Raw genomic sequence first — 17,403 nt, forward strand, 5'->3', positions numbered from 1 at the left:
AGTGGGTTCAAAGGAGCGATTATGACGACGCCGCCACAGGGACCGTGGGGTCCTGGGCAGCCGGGGGGCCAGCCGGGCGGGCAGCAAGGGGGACAACCGGGACAGGGTGGGTGGGGCCAGCAACAGCCTCCCCAGGGCGGTGGCTGGGGCCAGCGTCCTCCTGCGCAGCAACCGCCCCAGCAGCCTCCGGCACCGCCGCAGCAGGGTCAACCTCCGCAGCAGGGCTGGGGACAGCAGCCTGGGCAAGGCCAGCCCGGACAGTCCGCGCCGGGTGGCTGGGGTCAGCAGCAGCAGCCCCCGCAGCAGGGCGGCTACCAGCAGCAGCCGTGGAGCCAGAACAAGCCTGGCCAGCAGCCCGGCTGGCAGCAGCAGCACGCCCAGCAGCCTTGGCAGCCCGGTGGACCGGGCGGTAAGGGCCCGGGTGGCGGCGGCTTCGGCAAGGACAAGATGCCGCTGTTCATCGGCGGTGGCGTGGTCGGTGTCGTGCTGATCGGCCTGCTCGTCTTCCTCGGCGTCAAGGCGCTCGGCGGCGACGACAAGAAGGAAGCCGACCCGCCGGCCCCGACCACCAGCACCCAGCCGACGGATGCCCCGACGACTCCTGGTGGCGACGAGACGACCGCGCCGACCAACGGCGAGCTCGGCAACGCGACCGGCCAGGCGAAGACCGCGACCGAGAAGCTGCAGGCCGCCGGCTTCGGCTGCAGCGACCTGTTCAACGGCCCGCAGGGCGCGCATCGCGGCTGCTTCAAGTACGACGGCGCGAAGTCGGCCGAGGTCATCTTCCAGTTCCAGTCCGACGGCACGATCATCGGCGTCAAGATCCGGTCCGAGGACAACGACAACGTCAACAACGCGGCCGTCACCTTCGACGCGGCGCTGCAGGCGATCGGCAACGACACCTTCGGTGGTAGCGAGGTGGCGAAGGTCCAGCAGGCGGTGAAGACCGGTCAGAAGCGGACCAAGGTCGGCAGCACCTGGGGCGAGTTCGAGCTCACCAACTACGGCGACGACCTGCAGATGTCCGGTGGCAAGTCCGGCTCCGACTCGTTCGAGATGCCGCGCAAGCAGTTCCAGATCACCGAGGCGCAGCTGAACGCGGCGCTGAAGGCGAAGAAGTACACCTGCACCTCGCTGTGCAAGAAGACGGTCGGGAAGTACGGCTCGCAGCTGATCGACGGCTACGGCAGCAGCAACGGCGGCCTGAGCTCGTTCGACATCCGGGTCAGCGGTGACCCCAACGACGTCAAGGCGGCGATGCCGGGTGCGATCGCGGACGGGTTCGGCATCCTGAAGGGCCCGGACGTCGAGGCGCTGAAGTCGTACGTGACCTCGCACAGCGACGGCAAGTCGTACGCCGGGTACGTGTCCGGCTGGCGGGTCGAGATCACCGGCGACACCTCCGACTCCGACTACGGTTCGCGGACGGTCTCCATCCGGTACGAGTCCTTCTACGTGTGAGTACTGTGGAAGGACAGGCGCCGACCAGACCAGAGGTGCGATGAAGTTCGAGCGGGAGTCGCGGGAAGCCCGTCAGGTGTCGAAACCGCCACCCGAGGCGATGCAGCGGGTGGACGGCGGCGGCGCCTGGGGGCCGACCCAGTTCGACCTGCCCGAGCCCGGCGGCAAGAACACGCAGGCGATCACGATCGTGGTCCTGATCGGCGTCGTGATCCTGCTCGTGCTGGCCGGCCTGTGGACGCTGGCGTACTACAAGTTCCTCTGAGTCACCGAACGCGCAAGAGCCGCCCTGTCCGGGAGTCCCGGGCAGGGCGGCTCTTTTCGGTACTACGGGTCGCGGGCTGGCCGCCGTACGGAACTACAGGTCGCGGGCTGGCCGCAGTACGGAGGGCTCTGGCTGCGTGGCTTGGCGTCAGGCGGTGGCGCGGATGGTGACGGCGAGGCTCGCCAGGTAGCTCAGCCGGGCGACCTCCGAGCCGAGGAACTCCGGTCCACCGCGGCGGCCGATCACCAGCACCCGGCGGTCGGACTCCAGCGGCGCGGCCACCAGCACGGACTCCGAGAGACCCTGGTGGCTCGGTGCGGCCAGCGTGGTCGCCTTCTCCAGCGGGAGCCACTGGTTGACCAGGTCGCCGAACTCCGGCGTCGCGCTCGTCTCCAGCGCGACCTTGATCTCGCTGCCGGTGCCGTCCAGCAAGGCGGCCCAGTCGGCGTGCAGCACCGACGGCGCCTGCTCGACCAGGATGTCGACCGCCTCGGCCGGCGCGGACGTCATCTGCTCGACGGCCTCCAGGTCCATGTGCAGGCCGCCACCCGCGCCGTAGCGGGAGAACCAGATCACCTCGACGTCGGGCACGCTGTTGCAGGCCGAGACCAGCCGGTCGGGCAGCACACCCGGTGGCAGGTCGACCACGATGTCGTCGACGGCGGTGCCGTTCTCTCGGCGGTGTTCGACGATCTCGATGGCGTGGATGTCGGCGTTCACCTCGCCGAGGGCCGTTGCCACGGTGCCCAGCGAACCGGGACGGTCCGGGATGATCAATCGCAGCAAGAACACCGAACGATCATCTCCCAGCCGATTACCACGCAAGTTACGCCCTGTCGCGGCCAATGTTACAGAGCGGAACCCGAAGACACGCCCGGCCTCTCACTTTCTGGTCCGAACTCACTTGTCCACAGGGTCCGGGATATAGGGGGCGAGGAGGTGCGAGTGGCCCACTAGGATGGCCCGGTCGGACTGAACCAGAGGTCCGGCCATCCTGCGAGACCATTGGATCCCTTTCATGCCATCGATTACCCGCGAAGAGGTCGCCCACCTGGCGCGACTGGCGCGGATCGAGCTCTCCGACGACGAGCTCGACCACCTCGCACCGCAGCTCGACCAGATCATCGGCCTGGTCGCGCAGGTCAGCGACGTGGCCGCGGAGGACATCCCGCCGACTTCGCACGCGTTGCCGCTGAGCAACGTGATGCGCAAGGACGAGAACGTGCCCTGCCTGACGCCGGAGCAGGCGCTGTCCGGCGCCCCGGCCGCCGAGGAGCAGCGTTTCCGGGTGCCGCGGATCCTGAGCGAGGAGGCGTGATGAGCGAGCTGACCCGCAAGACCGCTGCTGAGCTGTCGGAGCTGATGGCGTCCGGTGAGACGAGTTCGATCGAGATCACCCAGGCCCACCTGGACCGGATCTCCGCGACCGACACCGCCGTGCACGCGTTCCTGCACGTCGACACCGAGGGCGCGCTGGCGCAGGCGGCTGCTGTCGACAAGCGCCGCGCTGCCGGTGAGAAGCTCGGCCCGCTGGCCGGCGTACCGCTGGCGCTGAAGGACGTGCTGACCCAGGACGGCGTACCGACGACCGCCGGCTCGCGGATCCTCGAGGGCTGGAAGCCGCCGTACGACTCGACCGTGGTCAGTCGGCTGAAGGCGGCCGGCATCGTGATCCTTGGCAAGACCAACATGGACGAGTTCGCCATGGGCTCGTCGACCGAGAACTCGGCGTACGGACCGACCCACAACCCGTGGGACCTCGCACGCATCCCCGGTGGCTCTGGTGGTGGCTCGTCGGCCGCCATCTCGGCGTACCAGGCACCCCTCGCGATCGGTACCGACACGGGTGGCTCGATCCGCCAGCCGGCCGCCTTCACCGGCACGGTCGGCGTCAAGCCCACGTACGGCGGTACGTCGCGGTACGGGCTGATCGCGCTCGCTTCCAGCCTGGACACTCCCGGCCCGTGTGCCCGGACCACTCTCGACGCGGCGCTGCTGCACGAGGTGATCGCCGGCCACGACAAGATGGACTCCACCTCGATCGACCAGCCGGTGCCGCCGGTGGTCGAGGCGGCTCGCCGCGGTGACGTGAACGGGCTGCGGATCGGTGTCGTCAAGGAGCTCGGCGGCGAGGGGTACCAACCCGGCGTCGAGGCCCGCTTCCACGAGGCGGTCGAGCTGCTCACCAAGCTCGGCGCCGAGGTGGTCGAGGTGTCCTGTCCGCACTTCCAGTACGCGCTTCCGGCGTACTACCTGATCCTGCCGAGCGAGGCCTCGTCCAACCTGGCCAAGTTCGACGCGATGCGGTTCGGCCTGCGGGTCGGCGACGACGGCGAGAACGATGCCGAGCAGGTGATGAGGCTGACCCGCGAGGCCGGCTTCGGCGACGAGGTGAAACGCCGCATCATGCTCGGGACGCACGCGCTGTCCAGCGGGTACTACGACGCGTACTACGGCCAGGCGCAGAAGGTGCGCACGTTGATCGCGCGCGACTTCGCCAATGCCTACGAGCATGTCGACGTGCTCGTCTCGCCCGCGACGCCGACGACCGCGTTCGCGATCGGCGACCGGGTGAACGACCCGATCGCCATGTACAAGAACGACCTCTGCACGATCCCGTCGAACCTGGCCGGCAACGCGGCGGCCTCGTTCCCGGCCGGCCTGGCCGACGAGGACGGGCTGCCGGTCGGCTTCCACGTGATGGCGCCGGTGATGCGCGACGACCTGCTCTACCAGGTCGGCGCCGCGCTGGAGTCCGCGCTGGCCGACCAGTGGGGTGGCGTGCTGATGTCGAAGGCTCCGGAGCTGGAGGTCACCCGATGACTGTCGTTGCCGATGTGCTGCCGATCGACGAGGCGCTGGCGCAGTACGACCCGGTGATGGGCCTCGAGGTCCACGTCGAGCTGAACACGAAGTCGAAGATGTTCTGCGGTTGCCCGACCGAGTTCGGCGCCGAGCCGAACACGCAGACCTGCCCGGTCTGCCTCGGCCTGCCCGGCGCGCTGCCGGTCGTCAACGCGGTCGGCGTCGAGTCCGCCATCAAGATCGGGCTCGCGCTGAACTGCGAGATCGCCGAGTGGTGCCGGTTCGCCCGGAAGAACTACTTCTACCCGGACATGCCGAAGAACTTCCAGACCTCGCAGTACGACGAGCCGATCGCCTTCAACGGGTGGACCGACGTCGTGGTCGACGGCGAGACGTACCGGATCGAGATCGAGCGCGCGCACATGGAGGAGGACACCGGCAAGTCCCTCCACGTCGGTGGCGCGACCGGCCGCATCCACGGTGCGTCGCACTCGCTGGTCGACTACAACCGGGCCGGGATCCCGCTGATCGAGATCGTCACCAAGACGATCGAGGTGCCGGGGGAGAAGGCGCCCGCCGTAGCGCGTGCGCTGGTGAGTCAGCTGCGCGACCTGCTGCTGTCGATCGGCGTCTCCGACGTACGGATGGACCAGGGCTCGCTGCGGTGCGACGCCAACGTGTCGCTCAAGCCCAAGGGCTCGTCCACGCTCGGTACCCGGACCGAGACCAAGAACGTGAACTCGTTCCGCTCGGTCGAGCGCGCGATCACCTACGAGATCACCCGGCAGGCGGCAATCCTGTCGGCCGGCGGGAAGATCCTGCAGGAGACGCGGCACTGGCACGAGGACACCGGCATCACCACGTCGGGACGGGAGAAGTCCGACGCGGACGACTACCGGTACTTCCCCGAGCCCGACCTGGTCCCGATCGCGCCCTCGCGCGAATGGGTCGAGTCGTTGCGCGCAACGTTGCCTGAGGCACCTTCTTTGCGGCGCGCGCGGCTGCAGACCGAGTGGGGCTTCACCGACCCGGAGATGCGCGACGTCATCAACGGCGGCGCGCTGGAGTACATCGTTCGTACCGTCGAGCTCGGCGTCGACGCCCCCGCCGCGAAAAAGTGGTGGCTGGGCGAACTGGCCCGCGCCGCCAACGAGAGCGGCAAGGACCTCGGCGACCTGGGCGTCGGCCCGGCCGAGGTGGCCGAGGTACAGAAGCTCGTCGACGACGGCGCGCTGAACGACAAGCTCGCCCGCCAGGTCTTCGACGGCCTGGTCAAGGGCGAAGGCACTCCCGCCGAGATCATGGCGGCCCGCGGCCTAGCCCTGGTCTCCGACGACTCGGCGTTGATCGAGGCAATCGACCGCGCCATCGCGGCCAACCCCGACGTCGTCGAAAAGGTCAACTCCGGCAAACCCGCCGCCGCCGGCGCTCTCATCGGCGCAGTCATGAAAGACATGCGAGGCCAAGCAGACGCCGCCAAGGTCCGAGAACTCCTGAACACCAAACTCGGCATCTAGCAACTGACTGAGCCCGGGGCCTCCACACCCCGGGCTCAGCTCGCACTACCCCCACGCAGCCCCTGGCCGCTTGTGGTGGGTCCAGTTATCGCGCCATGTCTACGCCACCGGTCGGCTACCACCTCGTCGTACACCACTCTGCCGGGGGCGCAACGCCGGACCGATGACCAGGCCGATCGGCGCGATGTTCAGCAACAGCTGCGTCCCCCGGGACCGCCTGCCCCCGCCGCCCCCTGGGAGTCGTCACAAGCCCACCACCCGGGAGGCCCACCGCCTTATCACCTCGCCGCCTTCCGATCCGCAACTCCCACCCGCTCTCCGGAGACCCACGCCGACCTGCCCGGACTCTCGACCCGTCTGGCGCGAGGCCATCGGCCCCAGCACCCGGCACCCAGCACCCAGCACACCGCGATCTACCGAACGGCGTGCCTCGTGCGAACCTCCACAAAGCGCTCATTCTGTCCACAACTCGACTGTTGCTGTGGACAACTCAGCTCTTCTCGACGACCGTGAATCTCCTTGTAAATAAGGGTTCTGGCATCAGAAACTGTCGGTGGCCGCGTCTAGGCTAAGGGTTATGGAAGTCCAGGTCCTGCAGCGTCCTTGCATGATGAGTGGCGAGCAAGCAGTCGCCACTCTCGATGCGCTGCACGCCGAGATCGCGCGCCTGCAGACCTACAGCCTGGAAGTCATCGCCCGCCTCGACGACACCGGCCACACCAAAACCTCCACCGGCCAAGACACCGCCCGGTTCCTCTCCACCCGCTACCGCCGCAACCTGTACGCCGTACGCCACGACCTCGCCCTGGCCAACGCCCTCCCGAAGTACCCAGCCGTCACCGCCGCCCTCCCCAACCCCTACGCCCCACCCGGCCCCAACCCCACCGTCCAATACACCGCCCCGGACGCACCTACCAAGCCAACAGACACCACCGCTACCGCAGAGCGCCTCGCTCCCGACGCAGCCGCCGAGCGCACCAACGCCACCGCTGCCGCAGAGCGCCTCGGTCCCGACGCATCCGGCGAGCACAGCAACACCGCAGCTGCAGAGCAGACCAACGCCACCGTGCCCGCGGAGTACCTCGGCCTCGGCGCAGCTACCGAGCAGACCGACGCCACCGCTGCTGCAGAGCGCCTCGGCCTTGACGCAGCTGGCGACCTCATCAACACTGACGCGGCCGCCGAGCAGATTGCTTCCGACGCGGCCGCTGGGTGCACCGACAGTGTTGCTGCCGGTGATGGTGAAGGGGGCGACGAAGGCGGGGGTGGTCGGGTGTTGCTGCCGGTGTTGCTGCACCCGGAGCAGGCCGAGGCGATCGTGTCGGGGCTGGAAGCGATCCCGACCGCCGCCATGGTCCCGGTCGAAGATCTGCGAGTCGCCGAGGAACAACTGGTGGAAGCGGCCCGGCACCTCGCGCCGGCCGACTTGAAGCGTCTGGCGCGGCAGGCTCGCGACGTACTGGACACCGACGGCCCCGAACCAGCCGAACAGGCCGCCGCCCGCCGCGAAGCCCTGCGTCTGGTCAACGCCGACCACGGCGTGAAGTTCTCCGGCTTCCTCGCCAACGACAACGCCGAACTGTTCCGCTCACTGATCGAGGCCGCCGCCAAACCCCACAAGACCCCCGACGGCAAGCCCGACCCTCGACCGCGCGACAAGCGCCACGCTGACGCCCTCACCCAGGTCCTCACCAGCGCCGCCGCAGCCGGAGACCTGCCCGCACACGGCGGAGTGAAGCCCCACATCACCGTCACCATCGACTACACCGACCTGAAAACTGCTGGCCGTGACGCGACCGGCGACCTCCAGTTCGGCGACAGCCTGTCCGCCGCCGCGGTCCGCCGCCTCGCCTGCGACGCCGGCGTCCTCCCCGTCGTCCTCGGATCAGCCTCCGAACCCCTCGACGTCGGCCGCGAACAGCGCTACGTCACCAAAGCGATCCGCCAGGCCCTGAACCGCCGCGACAAAGGCTGCGTCGTCTGCGGCGCGCCACCGCGCTACTGCCACGCCCACCACATCGTGCATTGGATCGACGGCGGCGCGACCTCGCTGGAAAACCTCGCACTGTTCTGCGGCACCGACCACATCGCCGTCCACGCCGGCATCTACACCGTCACCATCATCAACGGCACCGCCCACGTCACCCGCCCCACCTGGGCCAACCCACCCCGAAACCCACCCTCCATCCCAGGCATCACCCGCCACTTCAATCCAGCCGCCTCTCATACCGCCACCACCGCAGACGCCACAACCACGACAAGCACTACAACCAAGTCACCCCAACCCACCGGCACCGACCAGCAGCCCGGTGCCGAAACCAACGCGCCCCAACTCACCGGCATCGACGGCGCGCCCACTGACGAAGCCACAGCGCCCCAACTCACCGGCATCGACGGCGCGCCCACTGACGAAGCCACAGCGCCCAAACTCACCGGCACAGACGGCGCGCCCTGGCCCGGCACCCCCAGCCGGACCCTCCGCCCAGCACGCGCCTTCCCCCTGTTCGGCGACCCACCGCCTCTCACCACCAGCCGCCCACCCGACTTCGACCCCTGGGCCCCCGAAACCCTCGACACCGGATAGCCCCGATCCGGCCACCTCGGCCGCCCGGTCATCGCGCCACTGTCCACAAGCGGAGCTCATCCAGCACCACGAGATGCATCCGCCGATCCCGCACGACCTGCGAACAGACACCCAGATCGCCAGCTCCGCGCCCATGCCGCTCGGCACCCGCCGACAGCCACGCATCCCGCGGCTGGCACCCTGCACGCAGCTACGCCTGCTGGGCTGGCGCACCGCCGACAGCTGCGCGTCCTGCCGCCAGCGACCCGCCACAGCCATGGGCTGAGCGGTGCGCACGCGCGCTGGCCGCGTGCAGCGCTGCCTGGGCCCCCTTTGCATCAGCTGCGTGGGACATAGATCGAGCCCCGCACCAGCGCTGCCCGATTCGGTCACCACCGCCCACAGCTATGCGCTGCGCGGTGCGCACGCGCGCTGGCCGCGTGCAGCGCTGCCTGGGCACCCTTCGCACCAGCTGCGTGGGACCCCGCGCCAGCCCTGCCCGGTTCGGCCACCACCGCACACAGCTGTGCGCTGCGCCTGCCGGGCACCCGGCATCTCCTGCGTCGGTACCACCGTCCGCGCGGAGTCTCCGCTCTGGCGTTGCGGCTCGTGTGAGGGTGGGGTTGCTGGTGGTCGGTGTTTGCCGGTGCCGGGTTGTGGTGTGGTGTCGCGCGACTCCGTGGCGGCCGCGCACCCTGCGTTGGCGCTGCCGCTCGCGGGGTGCCGCCGCTCATGCGCTGCGGCTCGTGCGAGCGTGCCGGGTTGCTGGTGGTGGATGTTTGCGGTGCGAGGTTGCGATGGCGTGGTTGTCGCCGCGCAGCCTGCGTTGGTGGTGCGGGTTGGTGGTGGGCGTCTGCCGATGTGAGGTCACGGTGTTGTACGACGGTGTGGTGGCGGCCACGCAGCGTGCGTCGCAGTTGCCCGTCCGGTGGTGCCGCTGCTGCGTTGTGCTCGTGAAAGTGCGGGGGTGCGGGTTGGTGGTGGTTGGGGTTTGGCGATGTGAGGTCACGGTGTTGTACGGCGGTGTGGTGGCGGCTACGCGGCGTGCGTCGAGTCGCCCGTCCGGTGGTGCCGCTGCTGCGTTGTGCTCGTGAAAGTGCCGGGTGCTGGTGGTGGTGGGCGTTTGGCGATGTGGGGTCACGGTGTTGTACGACGGTGTGGTGGCGGCCACGCAGTGTGCATCGCAGTTGCCCGCCTGGTGCTGCCGCTGCGGCGTTGCGCTCGTGAAAGTACGGGGTGCGGGTTGGTGGTGCGCGTTTGCTGATGCGAGGTCGCGGTGTTGTACGACGGTGTGGTGGCGGCCACGTAGCGTGCGTCGCAGTTGCCCGCCTGGTGGTGCCGCTGCTGCGTTGCGCTCGTGAAGGTGCGGGGGTGCTGATGGTGGGGTTTGCAGATGTCTGCGCCCGGCTGCGTCCGTTCCCGGAGGCCAGGTTCGCTGGTGCGTTCGCGGCGGGTGCGAGGGGCCGAGGGGCGGGTTGTGGGTGGGGTCGGTGACTGTGCCCGGCGTTTCCTGCGGTCGGTCTAGTCGGTGTGTTGGCGTCGTGTGCGTCGCGGGGGCTGGTCGCGACGAGGAGGGGCCTGCTGGTGGCTTCGGTTGTTGGCCTTGGGGATCAAGCCGGGTGGAGGTCTCTGATCGGCAAGCCGTGGTTGGTGTGTAGGCGGGCGGCTACCAGGGAGCGGTGGCAAGCTTCTGCGTCTCGTTCGACGCAGAAGAGGGCTGTCGTTGAGGTGGGTGGGAGTTGTGTGAGTAGTGCGTCGAGGTCGAAGGGGTCGAGGATTTCGTGGGTGTAGCGGGCGGCGAAGTTCGGGGCGAGTTCGGTGCGGTTGCGTTTGCCTACGTGCTGCCGGTCGTCCTCGCGGTACTGGAGTTGGCGCAGTTCGGTTGTCGGCGCCAACTCCTTCACGTGCCGGTATTCGATGGCCGCGTCGGCCAGCAGGCGTTGGAGCCGCGTCGAGTTCGCCCAGGAGTACTCAGGGCCCCGTACGCCGCGGCGCTGGCGGAGGTCGAGTAGCAGGCCCACGCCGGCGTCGGTGAGACTCTCGACGAACGTCGCGGCCGTGAAACCGTAGACGCCGATCGTCACCACGGAAAGCAACGGGAACCTCCTGCCTGCGGCTCGTACCAGTTCACCACGGTCACGCGACGGCGGTTCCTTCGAGTTCGACCATCAGGGTCGGGATCGCCAACCGTGTCACCCCCAGCATCGTGGTGGGCGGTGCTACGCCGGCCGCGCTCAACCGCGACGCCAGTACGCCGTAGTGCTGGAAGAGGAGATCGACGTCGGTGGTGTACACGTTGAGCCGGACGAGATTCACCAGCGACATCCCGGCCTCGGCGAGTACGGCTTCCACGTTGTCGAGGCTGAGCGACACCTGGGCCGCCATGTCGTCGGCGTACTGAGGCCGGCCGTCGCCGCTCATCGCGGTCTGCCCGGCAAGATAGAGGGTCTGGGTGTGCCCCGAGACGAGCTCGCCTTGGTGATACCCCAGCTGCGCCGACCACTGCCACGGGTTGACCGCACTTCGTTCCATCGCCACATCGGCTCCGTTCGATTCATTGAGAGAGAGTTCGTACGCCGGTCGGCTCGACCGCCGGCCTCGACGACAACCCTGGCAATGAATCACGACATCCTCTGTCGTGTATTTCTGTAGAGTTCGCGCATGCGCGCCGACCGGTTGGTCTCGCTGGTGTTGCTGCTTCGCCAGCGCGGCCGGCTTTCCGCGGACACCCTCGCCCGGGAGTTGGAGGTGTCCACCCGCACCGTCCTGCGCGACATCGATGCGCTGTCCGCGGCCGGCGTCCCGGTCTACGCCGAACGCGGCCGGCACGGCGGGTTCGCGTTGTTGCCCGGCTTCCGGACCGAGCTCACGGGACTGAACCACGAAGAAGCGCTCGCCCTGCTGATCGCGGGATCGCGACGCGGCGCGCAGGCGTTCGGCCTCGGATCGGCGCTCGCTTCGGCCATGCTCAAGGTGGCCGACGCGCTCCCCGAAAGCTCTCGGGACTCCGCAGCCGACGCCGTACAGCGGTTGCTCATCGACCCGGAAACCGACCTCCTCTCGCGCCGGCAGCTCACCGAAGAGGCGCCCGACGCAGTGGTGGCCGAGGTACGGCGCGCAGTACTCGCTGGACGCAAGCTGCGCATCCACTACGCGGCCCTCGGGCAAGAGCCGAAGTGGCGCACGGTGGATCCGATCGGCCTGGTCACCGTACGAGAGCAGGGCTACCTGCTGGCCGCACGAGGAGGCGAGGACCGCACGTACCGGCTGTCGCGGATCTCGGCCGCCGAGCAGCTCGACGAAACAGCCCAACGACCGAACCAGGTCGACCTGGACCGGGCCTGGCAGGAACGCAGTGTGCGATTCCGGACCGGAGGGGATCAGGTCACAGTGCTGGCAAGAGTGCACCCGAAGCGCCGGGAGGAGCTGGTCAGCACAGCGCTGGCGGTCCTCGCCGAAGTCGAAGAGACCGACGGCTGGCTACGGATGGAGCTCACTTTCCAGGACCAGCGGCACGCCGAGTGGGCGCTCTGGCAGCTTGCCACCAACGCGGAAGCGCTGTCCCCGCAGTGGTTGCGCAGCTCTCTGCGCGACCGCGCCGCCGCGATCGCTTCCTGCTACGAGCGTCACCCTGAAAGTTGACCCGCGTTACCGGACGCGGCGTTTCGCTTTTGCCGGGAGCTGGTACTAGTGGAGGGTCCGGTTCGGTTTGCGTTGGAAGGGAATGTCTTGCGGCCTGGGGTTGAGGTATTGGTTCACGACACGGTGATTGTCTCCGCGGCGAGTTACCGGGAGGCACAGGAGACGGTCGGGATTCTGCGATCGTCCGGGATGGGCCGGGACAGCCTGGCCATCGTCGGCGCCGAGCTCGTCCTGACCGAGAGACCTCGTATCTCGACCGCGCGGCTCGCCGCCAAGAATGCGGGCACCGGCCTCGCTGCCGGTCTGCTGGCGGCTGTCTTCGTGACGCTGGTCGCCGACACCAATCTGAGCGGGCTCGCCGTGCTGCTCTGGGGCGCGGTGTACGGCGTACTGGTCGGCGGCCTCATCGGTCTGTTCCGCGGCCTGATCCACAATCGCCCGGATGCCGTCTTCACCGACTTGCTCCCGGCCCGCTACGAGGTCCGCGCCACAGCCGCGGACGCCTCAGTAGCCCGAGCACTCCTCGACCGGCAGAACACCAGCACACCGGAATCGCAGGATCCAGGTCTGTCCAACGCTGCCTGATCCGCTGGCGGTCACTGACTGATCGTGACTCGGAGGATGCGGTCGTCGCCGGGTTTGGGGGTGCCTCGGCCGTCGGTGTTCGAGGTGGTCAGCCACAGGGAGCCGTCGGGGGCGGCTTCGACGGTGCGCAGGCGGCCGAACTGCTTGGTGAAGAAGGCGACCGGTTCACCCGTACGCCGACCGTCGGCGACCGGGATCGCCCAGAGCCGCGCGCCGCGGAGGCCGGCCATGAAGATGTGGCCCTGAGCGAACGTAATTCCCGACGGCGACGCGTCGCTCGTGCGCCACTGGGCGATCGGGTCCACCATGCCGTCGAGCTGGCTGACGCCTTCCGCCGCCGGCCAGCCGTAGTTGGCGCCGGCGGTGATCGCGTTCAGCTCGTCCCAGGTGTCCTGACCGAACTCGGCGGCGTACAGCTGCGAACCGCCGAACGCGAGCCCCTGCACATTGCGATGGCCCTTCGAGAACCACAGCCGCCCGTCGGGGTTGCCTGGTGCCGCCTTGCCGTCGGTGGTCAGGCGCAGGATCTTGCCGCCGAGGGAGTCGTCGTTCTGCGAGTTCGGCCGATCGCTGCCGTCACCCGTCCCGGCGTACAGGAAGCCGTCCGGGCCGAACCGCAGCCGGCCGCCGTTGTGGATCGCCGACATCGGGATCCCGTCGAGGATCACCTCCGGGCTGCCGATCCGCCCGTTCTCGAACGTCAGCCGCGCGATCCGGTTGTCCTTGCCAGTGGAGTAGTAGGCGTAGACATAAGGCCTCGACGGGTACTTCGGATCAACGGCAAGCCCGAGCAACCCGCCCTCGCTCGACGAGTCGACGCCGGGCACGGTCCCCACCTCGGTGACGCGCCCACCCGCGATGCGCTTCACCTTCCCCGAGTCACGCTCACCGACCAACGCCGACCGGTCGGGCAGGAACGCCAGCCCCCACGGCACCTCGATCCCGGTGGCCACCGTCCCGGCGACGGTCAGCTTCAAGGCGCGAGGCTGCGTGGATCCGCCAGGACTCGACGGTACGTCGGTTGGCGACGCGGTGGACACGGACGGCTCCGCGTCGCCGCCGTCATCGCTGCAACCCGCCACCAAGGCGCCCGCGGCCACCAGCACCACCGCAGTACGAACCAAGCCGCTTGCCTTGAGCACCTTCGTCTCCCTTGATCTGCCACCTCTGCCCAAACTAGCGGCGCCCCCCAGCCGAACGCGCTTCCCTCCGACACTCTTAACCAACCAACAGGCTCCGGGTTAGCCAATCGACTGTGCGGAGTCGGCGGTTGTTCGTACAGTCCTCCGTGTGAAGCCGATCAGGTTGCCGTTGCGGGAGGAGTTCGCCGCCTTGCTGACCAAGTTGGTCGCGGCGGTGGGGGAGGCGCCGGATCTTTACGCGGACTACGGCCGGTGGCAGCTGTATCGAGTGGCGGCCGCCGATGCCGGGCTCCGCGAGCTGCTGCTGAGTGTGGTCGAGGAAGAGCCGGATCGAGCGCTGGCCCGGGCTGTGGTGGTGTACATGCTCGAGCAGGTCGGCCCTGACGAGCACGCGCAGTGGATCGAGAGGCTGGGGGAAGGCGAGCGGGAGTTCGCCGAGCGGCGCAGTACGGAATGGCGGGTGTTGTTGCGGGCGCGCGAGCACGCACTGTCCCGCGACGAGGTCGAGACGAGCCTGGACGGCTGGAGCGACTGGCTGCAGTTGCGGATTCCGCCGTACGTCGAGGCCGAGGCGCGCCGCATCATCGAGGAGCGCGGCCGGACCGCCCGCATCCGTCAGCTGGCCAAGGCACCGAACGACCTGAAGAACTGAAGGCGCCGGCCCCGGAGGGCCGGCGCCGAAGGGTTCAGCTCAGCCAGGTCGGGCGGAGGGGGAAGTCCGACGAGGCGTCGTCGTGGAGTTTGACGGCGAGGATCTGGTGCAGCTGGGTGTTGTTGCGCTCGAAGCCGACCCGGCAGGCGGCCAGGTACAGGCCCCAGATCTTCGCGGTCGCGAAACCGACCTCCTCGACCGCCTCGTCCCAGTGGGCGACGAGGTTGTCGGACCAGCCGGCCAGCGTGAGGGCGTAGTGCTCGCGCAGGTTCTCCTCGTGCCGGACCTCGAACCCGGCGTCCTGGGCGTCGGCGATGATCCGGCCGGAGCCGATCAGCTCGCCGTCGGGGAAGATGTAGCGGTCGATGAACGCCCCGGTCGGCCGGAACCGGTTGTCCGGCCGGGTGATCATGTGGTTCAGCAGCCGCCCGCCCGGACGCAGCCGGTCGAGCAGGAAACCGAAGTACGACGGGTAGTTGCGGACGCCGATGTGCTCGGTCAGGCCGATCGAGCTGATCGCGTCGAAGTCGCGCTCGGACACGTCGCGGTAGTCGGAGAACCGCACTTCGGCGAGGTGCTCCAGCCCTTCGCGCTTGATCGCCTCCTGGGCCCACTCGGCCTGCGCGGCCGACAGGGTCACGCCCAGCGCCTTCACGCCGTACTCGCGGGCCGCGTGCCGGACCATGCCGCCCCAGCCGCACCCGACGTCGAGCAGCCGCTGGCCGGCCTTCAGATCGAGTTTCCGCGCGACCAGGTCGTACTTCTCGTACTGCGCCTGCTCGAGCGTCGCGTCCAGCGTCGGGAAGACGGCGCACGTGTACGTCATCGACGGGCCGAGGATGTACTCGTAGAACTTGTTCGACACGTCGTAGTGGTGGTGGATCGCGACCTTGTCCCTGGTCCGCGAGTGCCGCAGGCCTTCGAACGTACGACGCCACTTCGGCAGGTGCTCCTGCGGCGGCGGAGGTGGCGGCTTGAGGTGACTCCAGCCCAGCCCGCGAACGATTCGCAGTGCCTCCGCGGGCGAGGGCCGCTGGAAGTGCAGCTCGTTGAGCATCAGCTTCATCAGGTCGTACGGATTGCCCGGGTGGACGCCGGTGATCTCCAGATCGCCTTGCACATAAGCCCGGACGAGGCCGAGGTCACCCGGTGCGGTGAGCACGTAGGAGAGCCCTCGCTCGGTGGCCAGGTGCATGTGGACGGGGGAGTCCTCGGGCCCGGTCGAACTGCCGTCGTACGCCGTGAAGCGGAAAGGCAGCCCGGCCGGCGCCACCGCTGTCAGCGCCGCTGCGATCGAAACCTGCGTCGGAAGTGTTGCCGTCATCGACGCGTCACCGCCTTCTCGTAGAGCCCGGTGAGCCGGGCGTCGGGGTCGTAGCGATTCTTCACTTCGGTCAGGGCCGGGACGTTGTACAGCCGGTCGAACGTGTCCCGGTCGTAGTAGGCATCGGAGTACAAGGACTTGTGCCCGTCGAAGTCGGCGACGGCCGCCTCGATCCGCCGGTTCACGTCACCGTCGGCGGCGCCCGGGGCGATCGGCACGGTGCCCCAGAAGCCCACGTTCACGTAGGTCTCGCGGGGCTTCAACGGGTACAGCGGCCACGACTCGTCGCCGCGCAACCGCAGCGGGCAGAGCCAGACCGGCCGCATCCCCACCTCGGCGTCGAACCAGCGCAGGAAGCCCGCCAGTTGCGCGGCCGGGATCTCGACGTCCTGGACGACGCGCTCGCGGTCGGGGTTGCCGCGCCGGCGATTGATGCGGGCGGCAACTTGATGGCGGTTCTCGAACCCGATGATCTTGTGGTAGACGTCGCTGCGCCGCAGTCGTCGCGGCCAAACCCGCCGAAGATAAGGGTTCTGGGCTCCGAACGCGGCCGAGCACCAGAACCAGTCGGTGTCCCAGCGCCACAGGTAGTCGTTGGCCGTGAGGAAGTCGGTCGATCGTTGCTGGATCGACTTGTAGAAGATCTCCTGACCGGTGTAGTCACTGGTTCGTACTGCGGCGTCGCTGTTGCGCCCCAGCGTCAGATAGGCCTCGTCGGGGGAGAAGACGACGCCGTCGACGAAGTGCACCGGCTGGTCGGCATAGGTGCCGGCGGCAACGATCGACTCGATCGCGGGGCCCAGCTCGTCCAGACCCAGGCGGACATGCCGAAGCGCGACGTACGGGGAGATCGGTTCGAGTTCGATCCGCAGTCTGGTCGCATAGCCGAGGGAGCCGTAGGAATTGGGGAAGGTGCGGAACAGGTCGGCGTGCTCGCCCTCGGGGCGCGCGGTGACGAGCTCACCGGAGCCGGTCAGGATGTCGAGCTCCAGCACGGACTCGTGCGGCAGGCCGTTGCGGTACGACGTCGACTCGATCCCGAGGCCGGTGACCGCGCCACCGAGCGTGATCGTGCGCAACTGCGGCACGACCAGGGGCATCAGCCCGTGCGGGAGGGTCGCGGCGACCAGGTCTTCGTACGTGCACATGCCCTGCACGTCCGCCGTGCGGCCGACCGGGTCGACGCTGATCACGCCGGTCAGGCCGGACACGTCGAGACCCGGAGTATCGACCGTCGTGCGCGGGCGGAACAGGTTGGAGCTGCGCTTGGCCAGCCGGACGGGTTGCCCCGCCGGGATGCGCTGGTAGGACGCTCTCAGCCGTCCTACGGCCTGATCGTGATCGAGGGTAGCGGCCAGATCCGATGTCGAAGGCACCGATCCAGAGTACGACCGAAAACGTGCTCCGGCACGGAATTCTCGCCACGTTCGAGTTCCCTTTAGGACCA

15 protein-coding genes are annotated in these 17,403 nt (G+C 68.7%); 9 read left to right on the forward strand and 6 right to left on the reverse strand.

Annotated elements, in window-relative coordinates:
* The first annotated feature begins 21 nt into the window (after window positions 1–21).
* Window positions 22–1,461: a hypothetical protein gene (locus EV138_RS35900; protein ID WP_133985105.1), complete on the forward strand. Its 1,440-nt coding sequence runs from the start codon at window positions 22–24 to the stop codon at window positions 1,459–1,461.
* Between the two features lie 40 nt (window positions 1,462–1,501).
* Window positions 1,502–1,726 (forward strand): hypothetical protein, encoded by a 225-nt coding sequence (locus EV138_RS35905; RefSeq protein WP_112239735.1) that lies wholly within the window; start codon window positions 1,502–1,504, stop codon window positions 1,724–1,726.
* A gap of 147 nt (window positions 1,727–1,873) precedes the next feature.
* Here the strand turns inward: EV138_RS35905 and EV138_RS35910 are convergent, their stop codons facing one another.
* Window positions 1,874–2,518 (reverse strand): ACT domain-containing protein, encoded by a 645-nt coding sequence (locus tag EV138_RS35910; protein WP_133985107.1) that lies wholly within the window; start codon window positions 2,516–2,518, stop codon window positions 1,874–1,876.
* 226 nt (window positions 2,519–2,744) lie between these two features.
* On the opposite strand from EV138_RS35910, the gene gatC reads away from it, so the two are divergent.
* The 4 genes from gatC (at window position 2,745) to EV138_RS38355 (ending at window position 8,632) form a co-directional block, all read left to right on the forward strand.
* The gene (gene gatC, locus EV138_RS35915; RefSeq protein ID WP_133985109.1) at window positions 2,745–3,044 is read left to right on the forward strand and encodes an Asp-tRNA(Asn)/Glu-tRNA(Gln) amidotransferase subunit GatC; all 300 of its coding nucleotides are present in this window, start codon (window positions 2,745–2,747) and stop codon (window positions 3,042–3,044) included.
* Window positions 3,044–4,549: an Asp-tRNA(Asn)/Glu-tRNA(Gln) amidotransferase subunit GatA gene (gatA, locus tag EV138_RS35920; RefSeq protein ID WP_133985111.1), complete on the forward strand. Its 1,506-nt coding sequence runs from the start codon at window positions 3,044–3,046 to the stop codon at window positions 4,547–4,549. The genes gatC and gatA overlap by 1 nt, the downstream gene beginning before the upstream one ends.
* Window positions 4,546–6,048 (forward strand): Asp-tRNA(Asn)/Glu-tRNA(Gln) amidotransferase subunit GatB, encoded by a 1,503-nt coding sequence (gene gatB / locus EV138_RS35925; protein ID WP_133985113.1) that lies wholly within the window; start codon window positions 4,546–4,548, stop codon window positions 6,046–6,048. The genes gatA and gatB overlap by 4 nt, the downstream gene beginning before the upstream one ends.
* A 577-nt stretch (window positions 6,049–6,625) precedes the next feature.
* A complete protein-coding gene (locus EV138_RS38355) occupies window positions 6,626–8,632 on the forward strand; it encodes an HNH endonuclease signature motif containing protein (protein ID WP_238158600.1) in 2,007 nt (668 codons plus the stop codon).
* Window positions 8,633–10,221: 1,589 nt separating this feature from the next.
* Here the strand turns inward: EV138_RS38355 and EV138_RS35935 are convergent.
* Entirely contained in the window at window positions 10,222–10,698 is a 477-nt protein-coding gene (locus EV138_RS35935) for a DUF488 domain-containing protein (protein ID WP_238158627.1), read from the reverse strand.
* Between the two features lie 49 nt (window positions 10,699–10,747).
* The gene (locus EV138_RS35940) at window positions 10,748–11,143 is read right to left on the reverse strand and encodes a RidA family protein (protein WP_133985120.1); all 396 of its coding nucleotides are present in this window, start codon (window positions 11,141–11,143) and stop codon (window positions 10,748–10,750) included.
* Window positions 11,144–11,272: 129 nt separating this feature from the next.
* Between EV138_RS35940 and EV138_RS35945 the strand changes: the two genes are divergently transcribed.
* Window positions 11,273–12,253 carry a helix-turn-helix transcriptional regulator gene (locus tag EV138_RS35945; RefSeq protein WP_133985122.1) on the forward strand — a complete coding sequence of 327 codons (981 nt, stop codon included), beginning with the start codon at window positions 11,273–11,275 and terminating at the stop codon, window positions 12,251–12,253.
* Between the two features lie 123 nt (window positions 12,254–12,376).
* Complete coding sequence (locus EV138_RS35950) at window positions 12,377–12,838, forward strand: general stress protein (RefSeq protein WP_133985124.1); 462 nt, start codon at window positions 12,377–12,379, stop codon at window positions 12,836–12,838.
* Window positions 12,839–12,849: 11 nt separating this feature from the next.
* Here the strand turns inward: EV138_RS35950 and EV138_RS35955 are convergent, their stop codons facing one another.
* Window positions 12,850–13,980, reverse strand: coding sequence for a PQQ-dependent sugar dehydrogenase (locus EV138_RS35955; RefSeq protein WP_238158601.1), 1,131 nt, complete (start codon window positions 13,978–13,980; stop codon window positions 12,850–12,852).
* Between the two features lie 148 nt (window positions 13,981–14,128).
* Between EV138_RS35955 and EV138_RS35960 the strand changes: the two genes are divergently transcribed.
* The gene (locus EV138_RS35960; protein WP_133985127.1) at window positions 14,129–14,632 is read left to right on the forward strand and encodes a hypothetical protein; all 504 of its coding nucleotides are present in this window, start codon (window positions 14,129–14,131) and stop codon (window positions 14,630–14,632) included.
* A gap of 34 nt (window positions 14,633–14,666) precedes the next feature.
* Here EV138_RS35960 and EV138_RS35965 read toward each other — a convergent pair whose 3' ends face one another.
* Both EV138_RS35965 and EV138_RS35970 read right to left on the reverse strand, forming a co-directional pair.
* Window positions 14,667–15,956 (reverse strand): SAM-dependent methyltransferase, encoded by a 1,290-nt coding sequence (locus EV138_RS35965; protein ID WP_133985129.1) that lies wholly within the window; start codon window positions 15,954–15,956, stop codon window positions 14,667–14,669.
* Entirely contained in the window at window positions 15,953–17,332 is a 1,380-nt protein-coding gene (locus EV138_RS35970; protein WP_238158602.1) for an FAD-binding oxidoreductase, read from the reverse strand. The genes EV138_RS35965 and EV138_RS35970 overlap by 4 nt, the downstream gene beginning before the upstream one ends.
* Window positions 17,333–17,403 lie beyond the last annotated feature (71 nt).

Origin of the sequence: Kribbella voronezhensis (genome assembly GCF_004365175.1) — a bacterium.
GTDB classification, from domain to species: Bacteria; Actinomycetota; Actinomycetes; order Propionibacteriales; family Kribbellaceae; genus Kribbella; species Kribbella voronezhensis.

What these genes read in the sequence shown, in the direction of transcription:
- EV138_RS35940 (WP_133985120.1), bottom strand. Translation starts at nt 11,143, where the DNA reads ATGGAACGAAGTGCGGTCAACCCGTGGCAGTGGTCGGCGCAGCTGGGG.
- EV138_RS35905 (WP_112239735.1), top strand. Translation starts at nt 1,502, where the DNA reads ATGAAGTTCGAGCGGGAGTCGCGGGAAGCCCGTCAGGTGTCGAAACCG.
- EV138_RS35965 (WP_133985129.1), bottom strand. Translation starts at nt 15,956, where the DNA reads ATGACGGCAACACTTCCGACGCAGGTTTCGATCGCAGCGGCGCTGACA.
- gatB (WP_133985113.1), top strand. Translation starts at nt 4,546, where the DNA reads ATGACTGTCGTTGCCGATGTGCTGCCGATCGACGAGGCGCTGGCGCAG.
- EV138_RS35900 (WP_133985105.1), top strand. Translation starts at nt 22, where the DNA reads ATGACGACGCCGCCACAGGGACCGTGGGGTCCTGGGCAGCCGGGGGGC.
- EV138_RS35945 (WP_133985122.1), top strand. Translation starts at nt 11,273, where the DNA reads ATGCGCGCCGACCGGTTGGTCTCGCTGGTGTTGCTGCTTCGCCAGCGC.
- gatA (WP_133985111.1), top strand. Translation starts at nt 3,044, where the DNA reads ATGAGCGAGCTGACCCGCAAGACCGCTGCTGAGCTGTCGGAGCTGATG.
- EV138_RS38355 (WP_238158600.1), top strand. Translation starts at nt 6,626, where the DNA reads ATGGAAGTCCAGGTCCTGCAGCGTCCTTGCATGATGAGTGGCGAGCAA.
- gatC (WP_133985109.1), top strand. Translation starts at nt 2,745, where the DNA reads ATGCCATCGATTACCCGCGAAGAGGTCGCCCACCTGGCGCGACTGGCG.